The following is a 14,375-nucleotide window of genomic DNA, read 5'->3' on the forward strand; positions in this document are numbered from 1 at the left end:
ACCCCTTTGAGCCACTACAGTAGCTTTAGCGGCCCTTCTTTCTCCACCTTACCGGAACTATTTTCGAGGAAGTATAGGTCGATCCACTCCTGACCTTGATCCCGACAGAACACAGGGACACAAGTTGTTGTGTGTTCGTACCGACGATCACAACGGGTTTCGATCTGCTCGCGGGTCCAATCACCGTCCTGTTCCAAATCGTATCGATTACGCACCTCCCAGGAGTGTTCGTCAGCTGCCGCTTTGACGACACGCAGAGAGAAGTCTCGTAGGTCTTTGAACGTGAACCGTCCGCTCATCTGCTTCGCCTGACTCAGGTCGGTTTCCTCGGTGCCGTCGAGACACAATCGGTTCTCCGCGACGGCGCGGAAGGCTTCGAGTTCTGCGGATCTTTCAACGAGCACGTCGTACAGATAGTCGTGGACGACGTCGCCGTATCCGTCCAAAGTGAACTCTTGCTCGGGCGAGACGATCTGCAGTTCGGCTCCAGTTTGGGCGACCCTTCGACGCTTCGGTTCGAGAAGCGGACACAGGAACGCGAGCCGATCAGAGTGAAGGAGATAGGCGTAGCTGAACAGTCGTGATCTGGACGCCGATTTCTTCACTGGATCGTGACCTTCTGCGTAGTACTTCGAATCCAGCACGGCGAGCGTCTCGTTGCCCTCCTGCAGTGTATGGTCCGGTTCGTGGTAGATCTGTCCCTCACCCTCGAACGGATTCACGGATGGTGACCGAACGGGTGTCACGTCGTCGAGATCGTCGAGATGGTCGTAGGACTTGATGTACGTGAGCTCGCGCTCGATAACGACCTGGGAGTACTGCTCGAACAGCGACTCCATATTCAGGACGTAGTCCACGACCAGTTCTCGTGGCCCGTCGCGGAGCTGCTGGCCGAGCGACGACGACATAATCGCTTTGGCGACGTCGAACGCCTTCTGGTAGTACCGACGCTGCTTGGGCAGATCGCTGAGAGAGATGCGTTGGTACTCGTCTATCCGATCCAATCCGCTCCCGACACCCATACTCTCCAGGCGTTCTACTTCCCGGTGAACCTCTGAGAAAATTCGGTCGTACGCTGGATGGTCGTTCTCTTGGGAGTTCTGTCGAAAAAGTCGAAGGAGCGTCTTCCCGGCGTGGTGGAGCAGTGAGTTCGCAGTGTTGTTGTACTCTGTCTCGTTGCGGATCCAGTGTGGTTCCAGCGTTCCGCGTGCGTGGTTCAACAGCGTCTGTTCAACATCGATCTCGCCCCGACCGTCGAGGCTGTCGAGCCGTCGAATGACCAGATCGCGGATGTGCCCCTGCCGGTGGATTGTTTCCAATCCATCGAGATAGTTGATCGCCAAGACCACGAATACGTCGTCGAGGTGGATGTCGTCGGAGAGGAAGTCCTGAAGCGGGATCCCGTGGTACTCGATAGACCGGTTCTGGTCGTAGACGGCCAGCAGCATGTCGAAGATGTGCTCCCAGTCGATCTTCGGATCGACCTGTACCTTCGACGACGGCGTGAGGCTCACGACACCAATGATGTCCGTCGCTTCGATATGGAGAATCTCATTCTCGTCGCCGTCTACAGTGACCGTCACGACCTCGTACTCTTGGTCGGAATCGAGTGCCGCTTGGCTCTTCGTGAACACCCCGGGACTCTGCTGCGTGAACGAAGCGCGACGAAGTTGGTCCCCAATAGACGACGGACAGCCCTCTATCCGGATTTCCCCGCGCTCGGGGACGTTGAAGGTGCTCTGCCCGTACTCGTAGACTTCGTCAACGGCGCTCATTACTCGTAGGAACCCATCCGGCGGCGTTCTTGTTCGAGTTCTCGTTCGGCGAGTTCAGCCGCCGGTGCGAGATCGAACTCTTCGAACTCGCCGTTCAGCGCACGGTAGTGCTCTGCGATTCGTTCGACTTGCGGGAATGCGGCGGAGTTCAGAAGCCGCGGAATGATATACGTCCGGAACGCTTGTCCGACCGCGTCAGTCTGGTCGTACTCGTATTCGCCGCCTTCCCGACAGCCGACACCCAAGAAGACAGCCACGTCGCGGTAGTGCATTGGGCCGAAGCGCATAATTGACCCTTGCGACGTTGATTCGTGGCCGTGGTTGATCCCCTGGTAGTCCCGCTCGAACAGGCGGAGAATCTCGCTTTCTCCGAGCTCCGTGTGTCCGGTGACGTGCGTGGTGATCCAGTCCCTGAACAGCTGGCGGCGCTTGTCCTCTTCGTACTCATCCAGCTCGATCATGGCGAACCGGCGAGTGATCGCGTTGTCGAGTTCGTTCACTGTCCGATCAGACATATTCATTGTGCAGATGATGTTCACCCTCTCATCCAGTTCAATGGTCTCGCCCTCGTCGGTCTCGAAAATGGTTTGATGAGGGTTCTCGATGGCAGTGTATAGTGGGCCGAAAATCTTCGAGATGTCCGCCCGGGTGATCTCATCGAGAATGACGCCGTACTTGACGTCGAAGTGTCGCGCACGCTGGACTGCTTCCGAAACGCAGCCGGGCTTCGTTCGATAGCTCAGTGAATCGCCCGTGTAGTCCGGGCTGATGCCACCGATAATGTCTGACGGCGTCCAAGAAGGGGTCGCGGTGTTGAGGGTGTAACCGATGCCGGTCTCGCGGGCGAGCTGCTTGGCGAAAGTCGTCTTCCCTGTTCCGGTCGGCCCGTACAGAACGACCGGTTTACCGGCTTCAAGCGCGACCTTCGCGTTTCGTTCGACATCGTTCGGGACAAGTATCTTCTCAGGAGTTTCGTCACCACGGAGACTCACAACTCGCTTGAGACGGTCTGACGTCAGCGGAGACTCAAGCACGGCACGCCGAACCTGTCCCAGACCACGCTTGCCGTCGTGGATTACGTCGAGTTTCTCGTCCTCGATCAAGAACTCAAGTACTTCCTCGTTCTCAGCACTTTGAATTGCCTCGACGACGTCGTCAGTTACCCGGTGAAGAATTCCGATTTCGTCTTTTGCATCCTCAAGTGTATAGTTGTCCGACGAGTCACTCATTATTGGATACAGGTAGTGCGGAGTATATAAAATCCCGTTCAAAAAGCCGCATCTGAAGTGTTAGTCGGAATGATTCTACAAACCAGATATAGGATAAATAACTATAATCTCTGTTCTTTTGGATTAATCACATTCGACATCGATTAAGGATCGATATCTAGCCGGTCTTCGACTATACTGATAGGGATCAGCAGATGCGTCCATGTCTTTCTTACTCCGTATTGTATGATCTGCCCTATTTAAACGAACTCGACGATATGTATTCTAATGTTATTCATCACAGACTATTTCTTGAAGCTCCTCAAGCAAATCAGGACGATGATTACGAAGAACAGCGATATCTTTTGGTAGTTCTTCTGTAATTCGCTGGCGAACTCGATAAGCAGATTGATCAACTTGTGTTTGTGTTGGTTCGTCTTCACCAGTGAGATGTCTTCGATCTGTATCTGTCATAACAGCCCTATATCGTCCCATGGTGGTTGTTGCTAATGCGTGCATAACAGTTCAATGCATGCACTATCTACATATTCAACCATCATTCTATCTATGCACTAATGCAAAGTATTAACAGGCACTACTGCATAGAATCTGTTAGAGGAGCGCGGAATTGCCAATGTGGAAATTGGCCCGGTGTTAGTGCACCGGACCGTGCTTCTCAAACCCGTGAGAAGCAATGAGCACTAGCAACTCACCCCCAGAAAACAGTATCGCCTCCGAACAGACAGACGACTGGATCACCGGTCCTCACCGCGAACCCTCAACGGTCGCCAACGCCACCACCTACTGGCGCTGCGAAGCCTGCGAACGCGAATCCATCCGCGAGCAAGACCTCTACCGCGAGACCTTCCACGCCGAGGACTGTGTGGTGGGCGAGCGATGCTAACCGAAATCCCCATCGACAGTACCCAACTGTTCGCCGGCGCGCGACTCTCCGAGACCAACCCCGACTGTACGGCCTGCAACCGACTCCTTAGAGAAGGCGAACAGGTCACGATCTACGCCGCCCGCCAAGAGGACGCCCCCACGTTCGCGATCGAACGCATCTACTGTCGCAACTGCACGCCCGAGGAACTCACCAGTCCAACGCTGGGCCTGAGCGAACACCTCCTCCAAACACAGCTCACCCGAACGCTCGACGTTCGTACCCAGAGTGAGTTCCAAACACTCGACGAAATCACGACGCTCGATGCAAGCGCCCCGAGCCAAGGCAGTGCTGAAGCCCACAACGAAGACCCTCCAACAGCGCTCCTGCGGGACACCCACATCCAGAACCCCGCCAGTGCCGTCTATCACATCGACGACAGGGAGGGCCAGCCACTGTGCAACTGCAACAGTGACGCCCAGTACACGCCCGTGCCACTCGCGGAAGCCGAGGCGAGTACGGCCCGCAAGTGCGAGAACTGCCAGATTGTCCGCCAGGGCGAACAGGCAACCCAGCCCTGTCCCCACTGCAGTGCCCAGATCGGGATGAGCGCGTGGCCCCAACACGTCCGGGCATGTACGGGTGATCCGACCGACGCCGCCAAGGAGACCGATCCAGACGGCGACCCGGCGATCACCCAGACCCAGCGCACCACGAGCCCGGCCACACGCACGGACGCTCGTACACCGCTCCACCAGCGCCAGGAGTAACCCGCGCCACAATGGGCGGGCTCTCGCACAGCGCCAGCGACACACGCCTACCGAGAGCCTCGCCTATAGCACCCCGAGTCCTGCGTGGAGTCACCCCGCTGAGCCACGCCGTCGAATCGCTTGCCAGCCATGAGACGGGCTCGATTGTCTCATTTGTAACACACCACATTTCCGATGAATGAAACCACCACACCTACCGAGAGTACCGCTACTGACCAGTCGACGACTGAGGAACTAACCCTCGAGGCCGTCTACGAGCAGCTCGAAACGCTCACCGGCCGCGTCGAGGAACTTGAGGCCGAAGTCGAACGCAAGGACGAGCGCATCGAGGAACTCGAAGCAGAGCTCACCGAGTACAAGCGCTTTGCCGGCTCGGAGTTCGCGGACGTTCGCGGACGGATCACCGACGTCGAAGAACAGGCCGAAGAGCTCGAAACGACACTCCAGGAGACGCCCACAGCGACCACCACCGTTGACGCCGAGGAGAACGGCTCCCAGACCACGACCACGGAGACGCCGTTAGAGCGGATCTGTACGCTCCCCGAGCACGTCGCTGATCGCGAGCTGACGACCAACCAGGAACGTGCTCGGTTCATTGCTCGCGACGTGCGTGACTACGCCGAGAAAGCGCCTGCTGGACTCGTGCTTGATAGCCAGACAATCAAGAAGGTTCTTACCGCGTCTGAAGGCTCGAACCCACACACCCAGACTGTGGCCCGCGTTATGGACTTCCTCGCAAAGCTCGGCAAAGACGAGGTCGAACAGACGAAACGGCGTGGCAAGAAGCTCGTTGTCGTCGACGAGGAGGCAGCCGACCGCTATCACGATCGTTGTGATCGGGATATTGAGCAAGCCCCCGTAGGAGGCGTGATGTCCTAACAACGGGACAATACGAAGGAGCATAGCTGCCGACAACTACCCCGGGCACGCCCTCCGTTCCTAGTTACAACTCCGAACAGCCCTACCTTGGTGTAGTAGTAGTGGAGGGAGTAGAAACGATTTTGCTAGTTCTACCTTCGGAACCATATCACACCACGGTGTGATTAGTCAGACAACGCCTTGTGCAACACAACCTCTTCTCAACAAGATGTGTTGCACAAGTCTCAGCGTCTGAAGCACTTTCGGCATACGATATACCCGCCTGATCATCGGTTCCACAATTACGAATCGGGCTCAAAGCGATTCGCGGCTCTGTTGAGACCCTCTACAGATGAACTGAGAACAACCCAGCGCTCCATACAGAGGATTCAGGTATCATTTGTAAAACAAATACTATATTTAGAGAGATGATTCGCCTATCATAATCGTGTTCATATTAGTTCTGGAGTATTCAGTCATCATCTGCACTTGCCGATTCTGATCCACAAGCATCGGGTTCTGGTGGAACGTGGATCGATGGATTCTCATCAAAGAATCCTTCGGGAGCGATCTCGAAGCTGGCGATCTCTACCGGTAGGACAGGCCAATCTTCGGGCCGTGTGCGGTGATTGACCCCTAGTGTGTACCAGGCGACGAGATCCTCTTGTTCGATATTGCGATCCGCCTTCGTCCATTCTCGCAGACCGTGAGGATTATCGTTTTGATTCGGGTAGTCCCCATCCGCGAACATCTCATCTTCATTGTAGGGAGTCACCCAGAAATTGTTCTCGAGAAAGCCAGCGCGTCTTTGGGCGGGTGATCCTGACTGCATCGGTGAGGCGACGTTGGTGGCCGGATGGAGTGTGTATCCGGTATTATAGCCATACGAGTTCGTCTCATTTGGATTGACGATCTTCCAATATCGATCCCGCAATGGATCGATATCCATCCGTGCTTCCTGCTCGGTTTCCAGCAATGTTTCGTCAGCATACCAGCCTTGGCCTCCCGTATTGTCCGATTCTTCGTGGGTCCAAGCAATGTCGTCGACGGGCTCATTATGGATTTCGAATGCTGAATTCGTTTCACCGTCGACGTCGAAATCAAGCCGGAAATTGAAGTGATGTTGGTGGATCGAAGTCTTGACCTGCGGGGCAACCACCTCATAGAATCCATCTGTGTCATCCGCCGTCGTTCCTTGGGGCACGACTCCATTCGAGTCGATCCCAGTGAGGCGCATTTCGGCTTCTATACGCCCATCTTGATAGAAGTACCAGTAGAACGCGTAGTCGTAGTTATAGACAGTAGCGATTTGTGAGACAACAAGTCGCCGCCGCCGGCGCACTTCTGTCTGGTCTTCTTGACGCCACTCCGTATGCTTCCACAGCAACCCATCATCTTCTTCGTGCATGCAGATCGCGTTGGGAATCTCTAAGACATTCCCGTCCCGATCGTTCGTAACTGCATCGAAGTAATACATCTCACCTAGACAATCACAACCCTCGGTGAGCGAGTTCACCATTCGGCCGACATTGAACTCACTGATGTCAAAGGCGTTTTTCCAGTTGTGGTTGGGATCAACATCGCCATACGGAACCGCCATGGCCGATGTAGACGCACGATGGAGGATTTTTCGAGTATCCCCGTTGTCATCGAACCTGATGTTGTGCAGGACAAGCCCTTCACGATCAGTCCAGCCGACACGGAATTTCCATCCTTGCCACTCGACTTCTCGGCCGTCAACTTCCCAGCTTGTTCCCTCCGGTTGAATCACATCGAGGTGCTCCCGATCGTCTCGTGTGTCGATTAAGTCTGGTTTGTAGTTTGCGTCCTCGGGCGGCAGCGGGCTGTCCTCGTCGACCACACCATTGTCGACGACTTCTACGACTTCCATTTCATCAAGGTCAACGAAGGCGTGGACTCCTTCAATAGGTCGTGCGTACGCGTTATCCTCTTTACTTTCAGCGATCCAAGAGAGGCCACGTGCAAGGCGTCGGCCTTCAAGCCCGTCAGGAACGAATTCACTGCTGTTGATCGGCCACGGATCAACGATTGCAAGATCGAAGTTTTCAACGCCACGTTTTTTCGCCGCTTCTTGCCACTCTTCGCTTTGTCTAACCGCCTCTTCAGCTTCGAAGATGTCTTCACCAGGAATATGCGGCTGAGCATCTGGGAGACGTTCCCAAGACGTTACTTCACCGTCAGGGAGTGAAACGGTTGCTTCATACGTTGTCTTTTCCTGAAAATCCCGAAGTACGACTAAAACGTCCCTATCGACTGAACCACCATCCCAGGTTTCAACTTCTTCTTTCGAAGGCTCGACCGGTTGGTAGCTATAGAATCCGAAGGTACTACCGATCTTTTGGCTTTCTTGGAGAATTTCGGTCGTGGAGTTGATCTCTGCTTCGGTCAGTGGGTCCAGTGGATGCTCGACCGTGGGAGTTTCTACTTGTGCCATAAGCCATCGTGTAACACAATGTCATAGAGGATTGTTAAATTTTTGCCGTGATAGGAGCGCAGAATGAACGAGATCAGTATCTCCAGATATAAAAATTATTTTATATATACAAGACAATGAGTGGAGATGCAAGCGAATCTTGGGCACATCGGTTGCTTTTCTTCGCCATGGTCGTGTTCGAGTGTTCAGTGCTTGGGGGTTCAGCTTTGGAATATCACTGTTCGTGATTTTCGATATGATTCCTATTAAAGAGTTCAAGAGTCACCCAAACAGTTATCGATGTGGGCATTCTCATGGGTGAGAGTATCAAGCAATGTCAGAGTTTGAAGGAGTATTAGACAGAGCCGAGTCTCATGAGATCGAGGGGATATTAGCGGATCGAGCTGGGATCAAGAATATCGATTGATCGGCATAATTATGATATAGAGCGAGTTCACGGAGAGAACGGGGCGCTCCCATAGCTTATAACCGGCATTGTCGCTCGAAATCATCGTACTAATCTCATGCTTGCTATTGTCTGGATGAGCAATATTGGACTTCTGGGTGAGTGGCTACGATGGCTATGGATAGTGGTGTACGCAGTCGTTACGGTCGTTCACCTATCGCACGCGATTGATACTGATTGCCGGCAGGTGTGGCATTCCAATCACGTTGTAATGGCTGTCGGGATGGGATACATGTTTCTCCCTACACGCCTGAAGGCGGTGTCTGATGAGATGTGGCAGATAGCATTCATTATGATCGCAGCAACCATCGTTGTGTGGGTACTGCATTTGTGGGCCACTCACCGGATGATTGACTTCCTCTGGATGGTCTCACTATTCGATGTATTGGCAATGATCTATATGTTCGCGTTTCCAGAGGCAGCGATTGCGCCGCTCACTTACCTCCTCGTTGTTTATTTCATCTTAGAAACAATAGTATGGATGGGCGGAGTGTTTGAGTACACTGGACAATGGGGTAGATTGCTACCGGTAGTAATCCGTTCTCGCTTGTACTCCCGACTTATTTTCCACGAACCGCTGGTTGGTGGTAGCTCAGGCAGAGAGCGTATGACACTCAGTGCGATGGCAGCCGGGATGGCATATATGTTCATTATCATGCAGAGTGGCATGTAATAGGGCTCAGATACTTAGCTAGGAATCTGTCCATCACGGCCTCTGCGGTAGTGTCGTCGGTACGGATGTCGCTAGAGAGGATCCCAATCTGCCGTTTATTATCATCGCTATCCTCATGGAACTACTATCCGTTTCGGAGTAGTAATGAGAAACGAGTACTTATGCGGCGCTAAACTCCTTGTATTCGTTCTCGCATGGTGGCCCGGCAGTACCGAGCAGACGGCGCTCGGTTAGATCCATCACGTAGCTACCATTCGTCTGGAGCTGATCCAGTTCTGGGTCAGCTTCGTTTGGATGACGGCAGATACTATTCGGCCGTCCGAAGTGATCTTGGAGACTCTCAGTGAGAACATCGCTATCGATCTCTCCGGCGTGTTTTGAAAGAAGTCTTTTGAGACGCGGAGCTCGACAGAGCGTGTCTGGAATCAGTTTCTCGAACTCACTGTTCATGGAACTCCGGTCTTCGACGTGATTTGCATGTGTTAGCAGGTGATCTTGCGGATACAGATAATTCGCCGTCTCTGGTGCAATCTCGAGATTGACCATTTCACCCTCTTCGTGTGCAACAATAACATTTCCAGAACACGCCCGGTCTTTTGTGATCAGGGGTGCAATTGCACTGTCCATTCGTTCGGCGTCCAGTACTTCCCTAAATCGGACGTGGTATGGTTTGCGAAACGGATTTTCGCCATCCTTTGCGGTAACCAGCCCATTGAGCGTCATTCCCAAACCGTGCTCGTTGACGCCGATTTTGCCGCCGACGATCCCGGCTTCGGTCATGGCTACCATGTTCGGTTTATCGTCTCGACGAATGTCCATGACGAACGTTTCGAGACCAGGCATCCAATCCCAGTTTTGACCGAGATACGTATGTCCGTCAGCCGTTATTTCAGGCTGAGCGGCGAACGCAGTACATGCGTCTGGACTCGCTTCGTCAACTTCGTCAGCAGCCTGTTTAAACGCACTATACATTACTTCGTATCGTGCGTTTAATACAGTAATGTCCTTCAAGGATAGCCCACTCCCCTCAGCAACTCCTCTCATTTCCTCCGAATATTCTTCGTTCTCTTCCTCTATGAGTGGGATGAACTCTTCGGCTTGTTCGTAGACGGTGTCTTCGTCCGTCCCTTTATACTCAAAAATATCGAGGTAGATTTCGACGTTGGTCGCGATTTCGTCTGCGAACTCGGTGCCGTGTGTTACGCCACGTTCGTACGGCGTTCCAGTTAATTGTAGGCCTCGAAGACCGGTTTTCACTTGCGACATATTGTGTGGCAACTATCCACACACAATCCAATAAGTGTTGCCCATTTGTTGCGAAGTTTGTTATAATCTTTCAACACATACTAGAATAGAAAATAATGAAAATCGCATGACCATTACATTTATCATTTAGATAGTCGTATGGGGTGCTATACCATGGCAGAAACAAACGCGACGGTAGCACTTGGATTCGACTTCGATGCAGTATCGATTTGGCTACATAGCTTCGATTTTCTTGAAAGCCCAACAAAGCATTCGAGGGGTGTGTATGGGGCCGAGGTTGGCACACCACGGATGCTAGATCTCCTCGATAAATTAGAGATCCCTGCAACGTGGTTCATTCCCGGACACACTATCGACAGTTTTCCGGAAGCCTGTGGTGAGATACACGATAGAGGCTACGACATCCAACACCACGGGTGGAAGCATACAAACCCCGCAAATTTCGAGACACGGGAGGATGAGAAGGCGGATGGGGAACGTGCAATTGAATCGATCCGTGATCTTACTGGAGAAAAACCGACCGGCTATCGTTCCCCCTACTGGGACTACTCAAAACACACGCTAGGGATCATTCAAGAACTCGGGATGGAGTGGGACTCCAGTTTGATGGGAAATGATTTCGAACCGTATTATGTCCGCGAGAACTGGAGTGCAAACCCGGATGAGCCGTACGATCCTGGAGAAGAGACCGACATTCTTGAGATTCCGGTCTCTTGGCACCGAGACGATTGGCCTCCGTTCCAGTTCATTCTTGGCGCCGATTCCCAAGGCGGTGCACCCGATGAGGAGCAAGTCTTCGGAATGTGGAAGGCCCAGTTTGACTGGATGTACGACAACGTCGATAACGGAATTTTTGCGCTCACAATGCACCCACAGGTAATTGGTCAACCTCCACGTCCCCTCTATGTAGAGGAACTCGTTCGCCATATGCAGTCGAAGCCCGGTGTAGAGTTCAAAACGTTCGAGGAGATCGCTGCCGAACGGAGGTAACTCTCAAGTCGCTTTGAGAGAAGATCCAGAGAAGTCTCCGCTATACCAGCGAGTCTACAAACCCGACCATCGCTGAGCCACTCGGCGTGATAGATAATACTAACAGCTGGTACAGTGAAACCCCTGCTGTGTCGGGCACAACTGGTCCCCATTCCTATCGTGATTTTATCGAGCCGGCAGCACCGATGTACCGATCGGACCGAGAGATACTGGATCAGCTCTGTACCCACTCCCAACTAAGTGCCGGTCAACTCTCCGAGAACCGCTTCCGAGAGAACGTCATTCGATTACAGCTTGAGGATCTAGCCCGCATTGGAGCAGTACGAAAAATCGGCTACGACACGTACACAATCACCCCCTATGGGACAGATTTGGCCCGAGATCTGTCTCCTGTTCCAGTAAATGACGGCCTCTTTGAGGTGCAGAACATCGCGCCAGAGCAGTTCCCGGCGGACAGCCAGCGTCTCTGCGATTTTAGTTCACTAGATGGGCAAACAGTGAAGGCGATTAATCTCGAGCTCAGCAGAGAGTCTGAGCAGACCTATGGGTGGATCCGCAACAACCGAGATCTAACCCGCCAGCGAATACGGAACGTCCAAGACACAGCGATCCACCGGCTCATTCGAGAATTTCCGACGAATGATCCATTGCCAGCACAAAGTGCTCATTGGGTTCGTGCACTAGTTGGACTGCATCTATTCCCGGATGCTAATCACCGAACGGCGACAAACACACTCGAATATCTTATCGAACAAGAGCTAGGGATGGCAACTGCTGTGGTCCAGGAGTCGATCGATCGCACTGTCCTGCAGTCGAAGTATATTCGAACGTTTCACGCTGATGTTCGTTGTAACCGACTCTGGGAACGCGATGAACTCTTTCAGCTGTGGCATCGTTACTTTACTAAGGCGTTCACGGAGACAATTGAGGGCCGACGACCGAATGACCCACCAACATCGGTACTCGACCGAATTCTAGAAGATGCACGTGAGACGCTCACTGAACTGACGTCGACAGAGAACTGATTGAGAAAACGTAGTCGGGGTTATTCGTCGGTATCGCTACCGGAACCGACCTGTCCCATCTTTTTGTAGAGATCGGACTTCTCGTTGCGGAGTTCACGCATCCGCTTGACCGCCTCTTTGTTCATACTGGTATAGTACAGTGTGACCGTATTTATTCGTTGGGAGGCGATCAGTACTCTGAATCAGTGTGCAATATTCGGGTCCATTCTAAGACGCCGTTTACCGAGTACAGGGTTCGCAGTGAGTATCGCGTACGAGATCGTGTTCCCAGTGCTCTGCTGTGGCCTATTATGCAGCCGAAAGTTGATAATCACCCTCCGTGATGAGCGAGTATGCCCCAGTGTGACGGGTGTGGCCAGCACGTGACCGCCGATTTCCACCGCGTCTTCGCTGACAACGACGGGACGCTCTATGGCTGTCCCGACTGTCTGAGTGCGACGGCAATCAAGAACGGGAAAGCAACTGGCCACTGAACCGCTTAGTCGCTATCGGCCTCCTGCAGCTAAACGGAGTAAATAGGACCTTTATATTGAACAAGAAGGGAATTCAGGCCTGTGCTCGTTCGACAGTCCGCTCAAGATGTTCTTCGCAGACGTACTCCGAGAGCACATCATCAGTCAGCACATAGTAGTCGGCATCGTGCTCACAATCATCGGTCGCACACGGGCGCGGCGTATTCCGCTCGCCGAGTCCAAGGACGAGATCGACACCCGGTCGATCGAGACGATTCGTCATAGCTACGTCTCTCTCGATAAACCATATAGTTCTTCTATATTTCTAAGAAAAACCGTCTGTTCTGCCTAGCGTGCTTCCGACCCTGTCTGCGGCTCACACATGTGGTTAATAATCCGATTCAGCAGGCGGGAGAGCCTTCTCTCGGTATGTCTCGTAGATATTCGTTCCCCACTCGATCAAATCCTCGTGTTCACTAATGAGTACGGCAATATGATTGCCATCACCGACTTCATTGTATGTCCCGACCGCGATCTTCCGCTCATCATACAGTCCAATACCAAGAGTGAGTGAATTCTCGAGTCGCGAGAGCGTATAACGTTCGTATGCAGAATTATCGAGGAGATAGTGGAAGTCGTCATTGGCACAAATCATCTCGTAGACAGAGGCATCGACAATCGGTTCTAAGACGACACCTAGTTTCAGCAACTTGTGATACCCGTCAAACAGGGTTGGATTGAATACTGACGTGAGAATACGGAATTCTCGCGTTTGTGGATCACACAGTTTGAGTGCAGACTCGACAACGAGCCCAGGAGAGATTGGTTCCGATGCGACGAGCTCCGCATCAGTGAGAGCGTGTGTCGGAAAGTCACTCCACGTTGTCGAGAGGCGCTGTAAGAAGGGTGCCTTCTCAATAGCCTGCTCGCCCAGCGTAAGCAACTCCTCGTAGACAGAGAGGGCATGTTCTCCAGACGAGGTGAGAGCGTACGAGCCTGAGTCCGTCTCACACCACCCGTATTCCACAAACGCTTGCAAGGCACGCCAGATTGTAACACTGGATGGTGAATCTTCACCTGGCGTCGTGAGTTCGCTCCGTGTCGCAGGACGCGTTCGCAGTGTTCGTAGTAGTTGGAGCGGTCGGGATGACCGAGTCAGGAATGAAAGCTGCTCGCGAGAGATCTCCGAAAGACAGTCTTGGACAGCCTCTAGGACAAACACTCCTCCATATGTGAGGGTATATTCGAGTGGTGTCGATGGTTTCTGATTGATGAGCCCGTGCCGTGAGAACGCTGCGAGGTGCTCTGAAGCAGTCTGTCGGGACACAATCCCCTGATTTTCAATGCCAGTTGGGGTTGACGCGGTTCCATCTAGCGCACGCAGGATATCCCAGCACGTCGAATCGATGAGTTCGTTGATTGCGACACGAACGATGAACTGCTCACCGTTGAGGGGATTTGTTGCGGTGCGTTCCTCCTCGAGTGTAGCTACTGGAATCGACTCTCGTTGCATTATAACCTGATTTTTGATAGCGTGTAAATAATACCCCGATATGGGATCTCCAAGTAGCTTCG

General features: G+C 52.9%; 14 protein-coding genes. 7 read left to right on the forward strand and 7 right to left on the reverse strand.

Translation table 11 applies throughout. The features are described from left to right. Nucleotides 1-14: 14 nt before the first annotated feature. The 3 genes from EAO80_RS10140 to EAO80_RS10150 all read right to left on the reverse strand — a co-directional run bounded on the left by EAO80_RS10140 (nucleotide 15) and on the right by EAO80_RS10150 (nucleotide 3,457). Nucleotides 15-1,775 carry a 5-methylcytosine restriction system specificity protein McrC gene (locus tag EAO80_RS10140; RefSeq protein ID WP_122089785.1) on the reverse strand — a complete coding sequence of 587 codons (1,761 nt, stop codon included), beginning with the start codon at nucleotides 1,773-1,775 and terminating at the stop codon, nucleotides 15-17. Then, nucleotides 1,775-3,004 carry an AAA family ATPase gene (locus EAO80_RS10145; RefSeq protein ID WP_122089786.1) on the reverse strand — a complete coding sequence of 410 codons (1,230 nt, stop codon included), beginning with the start codon at nucleotides 3,002-3,004 and terminating at the stop codon, nucleotides 1,775-1,777. The genes EAO80_RS10140 and EAO80_RS10145 overlap by 1 nt, the downstream gene beginning before the upstream one ends. A 270-nt stretch (nucleotides 3,005-3,274) precedes the next feature. Then, nucleotides 3,275-3,457 (reverse strand): hypothetical protein, encoded by a 183-nt coding sequence (locus tag EAO80_RS10150; protein WP_211330677.1) that lies wholly within the window; start codon nucleotides 3,455-3,457, stop codon nucleotides 3,275-3,277. A gap of 220 nt (nucleotides 3,458-3,677) precedes the next feature. Here EAO80_RS10150 and EAO80_RS10155 point away from each other — a divergent pair, with 220 nt between their 5' ends. The 3 genes from EAO80_RS10155 (at nucleotide 3,678) to EAO80_RS10170 (ending at nucleotide 5,515) form a co-directional block, all read left to right on the forward strand. Further along, the gene (locus EAO80_RS10155) at nucleotides 3,678-3,887 is read left to right on the forward strand and encodes a hypothetical protein (RefSeq protein ID WP_122089788.1); all 210 of its coding nucleotides are present in this window, start codon (nucleotides 3,678-3,680) and stop codon (nucleotides 3,885-3,887) included. After that, nucleotides 3,881-4,636 carry a hypothetical protein gene (locus tag EAO80_RS10160; RefSeq protein WP_122089789.1) on the forward strand — a complete coding sequence of 252 codons (756 nt, stop codon included), beginning with the start codon at nucleotides 3,881-3,883 and terminating at the stop codon, nucleotides 4,634-4,636. Before EAO80_RS10155 ends, EAO80_RS10160 begins: the two co-directional genes overlap by 7 nt. A gap of 174 nt (nucleotides 4,637-4,810) precedes the next feature. After that, nucleotides 4,811-5,515: a hypothetical protein gene (locus tag EAO80_RS10170; RefSeq protein WP_211330678.1), complete on the forward strand. Its 705-nt coding sequence runs from the start codon at nucleotides 4,811-4,813 to the stop codon at nucleotides 5,513-5,515. A gap of 451 nt (nucleotides 5,516-5,966) precedes the next feature. On the opposite strand, the gene EAO80_RS10175 is transcribed toward EAO80_RS10170, so the two are convergent. After that, complete coding sequence (locus EAO80_RS10175) at nucleotides 5,967-7,949, reverse strand: primary-amine oxidase (protein WP_122089790.1); 1,983 nt, start codon at nucleotides 7,947-7,949, stop codon at nucleotides 5,967-5,969. Nucleotides 7,950-8,452: 503 nt separating this feature from the next. Between EAO80_RS10175 and EAO80_RS10180 the strand changes: the two genes are divergently transcribed. Continuing rightward, nucleotides 8,453-9,067 carry a DUF5134 domain-containing protein gene (locus tag EAO80_RS10180; protein WP_122089791.1) on the forward strand — a complete coding sequence of 205 codons (615 nt, stop codon included), beginning with the start codon at nucleotides 8,453-8,455 and terminating at the stop codon, nucleotides 9,065-9,067. 159 nt (nucleotides 9,068-9,226) lie between these two features. On the opposite strand, the gene EAO80_RS10185 is transcribed toward EAO80_RS10180, so the two are convergent. Next, nucleotides 9,227-10,333: a C45 family autoproteolytic acyltransferase/hydolase gene (locus tag EAO80_RS10185; protein WP_122089792.1), complete on the reverse strand. Its 1,107-nt coding sequence runs from the start codon at nucleotides 10,331-10,333 to the stop codon at nucleotides 9,227-9,229. Nucleotides 10,334-10,486: 153 nt separating this feature from the next. Here EAO80_RS10185 and EAO80_RS10190 point away from each other — a divergent pair, with 153 nt between their 5' ends. The 3 genes from EAO80_RS10190 (at nucleotide 10,487) to EAO80_RS19695 (ending at nucleotide 12,821) form a co-directional block, all read left to right on the forward strand. Continuing rightward, nucleotides 10,487-11,323, forward strand: coding sequence for a polysaccharide deacetylase family protein (locus EAO80_RS10190; protein ID WP_122089823.1), 837 nt, complete (start codon nucleotides 10,487-10,489; stop codon nucleotides 11,321-11,323). A 185-nt stretch (nucleotides 11,324-11,508) separates the two neighbouring features. After that, a complete protein-coding gene (locus EAO80_RS10195; protein ID WP_122089793.1) occupies nucleotides 11,509-12,348 on the forward strand; it encodes a hypothetical protein in 840 nt (279 codons plus the stop codon). A 332-nt stretch (nucleotides 12,349-12,680) separates the two neighbouring features. After that, complete coding sequence (locus tag EAO80_RS19695) at nucleotides 12,681-12,821, forward strand: DUF7563 family protein (RefSeq protein WP_162993962.1); 141 nt, start codon at nucleotides 12,681-12,683, stop codon at nucleotides 12,819-12,821. A 73-nt stretch (nucleotides 12,822-12,894) separates the two neighbouring features. On the opposite strand, the gene EAO80_RS10200 is transcribed toward EAO80_RS19695, so the two are convergent. Both EAO80_RS10200 and EAO80_RS20320 read right to left on the reverse strand, forming a co-directional pair. Continuing rightward, complete coding sequence (locus tag EAO80_RS10200; RefSeq protein WP_122089794.1) at nucleotides 12,895-13,083, reverse strand: hypothetical protein; 189 nt, start codon at nucleotides 13,081-13,083, stop codon at nucleotides 12,895-12,897. A gap of 105 nt (nucleotides 13,084-13,188) precedes the next feature. Next, on the reverse strand, nucleotides 13,189-14,313 hold the full coding sequence (locus EAO80_RS20320) for a transcriptional regulator FilR1 domain-containing protein (RefSeq protein ID WP_245998559.1): 1,125 nt from the start codon (nucleotides 14,311-14,313) through the stop codon (nucleotides 13,189-13,191). Nucleotides 14,314-14,375 lie beyond the last annotated feature (62 nt).

It is taken from the genome of Halalkalicoccus subterraneus (genome assembly GCF_003697815.1).
Classification (GTDB): domain Archaea; phylum Halobacteriota; class Halobacteria; order Halobacteriales; family Halalkalicoccaceae; genus Halalkalicoccus; species Halalkalicoccus subterraneus.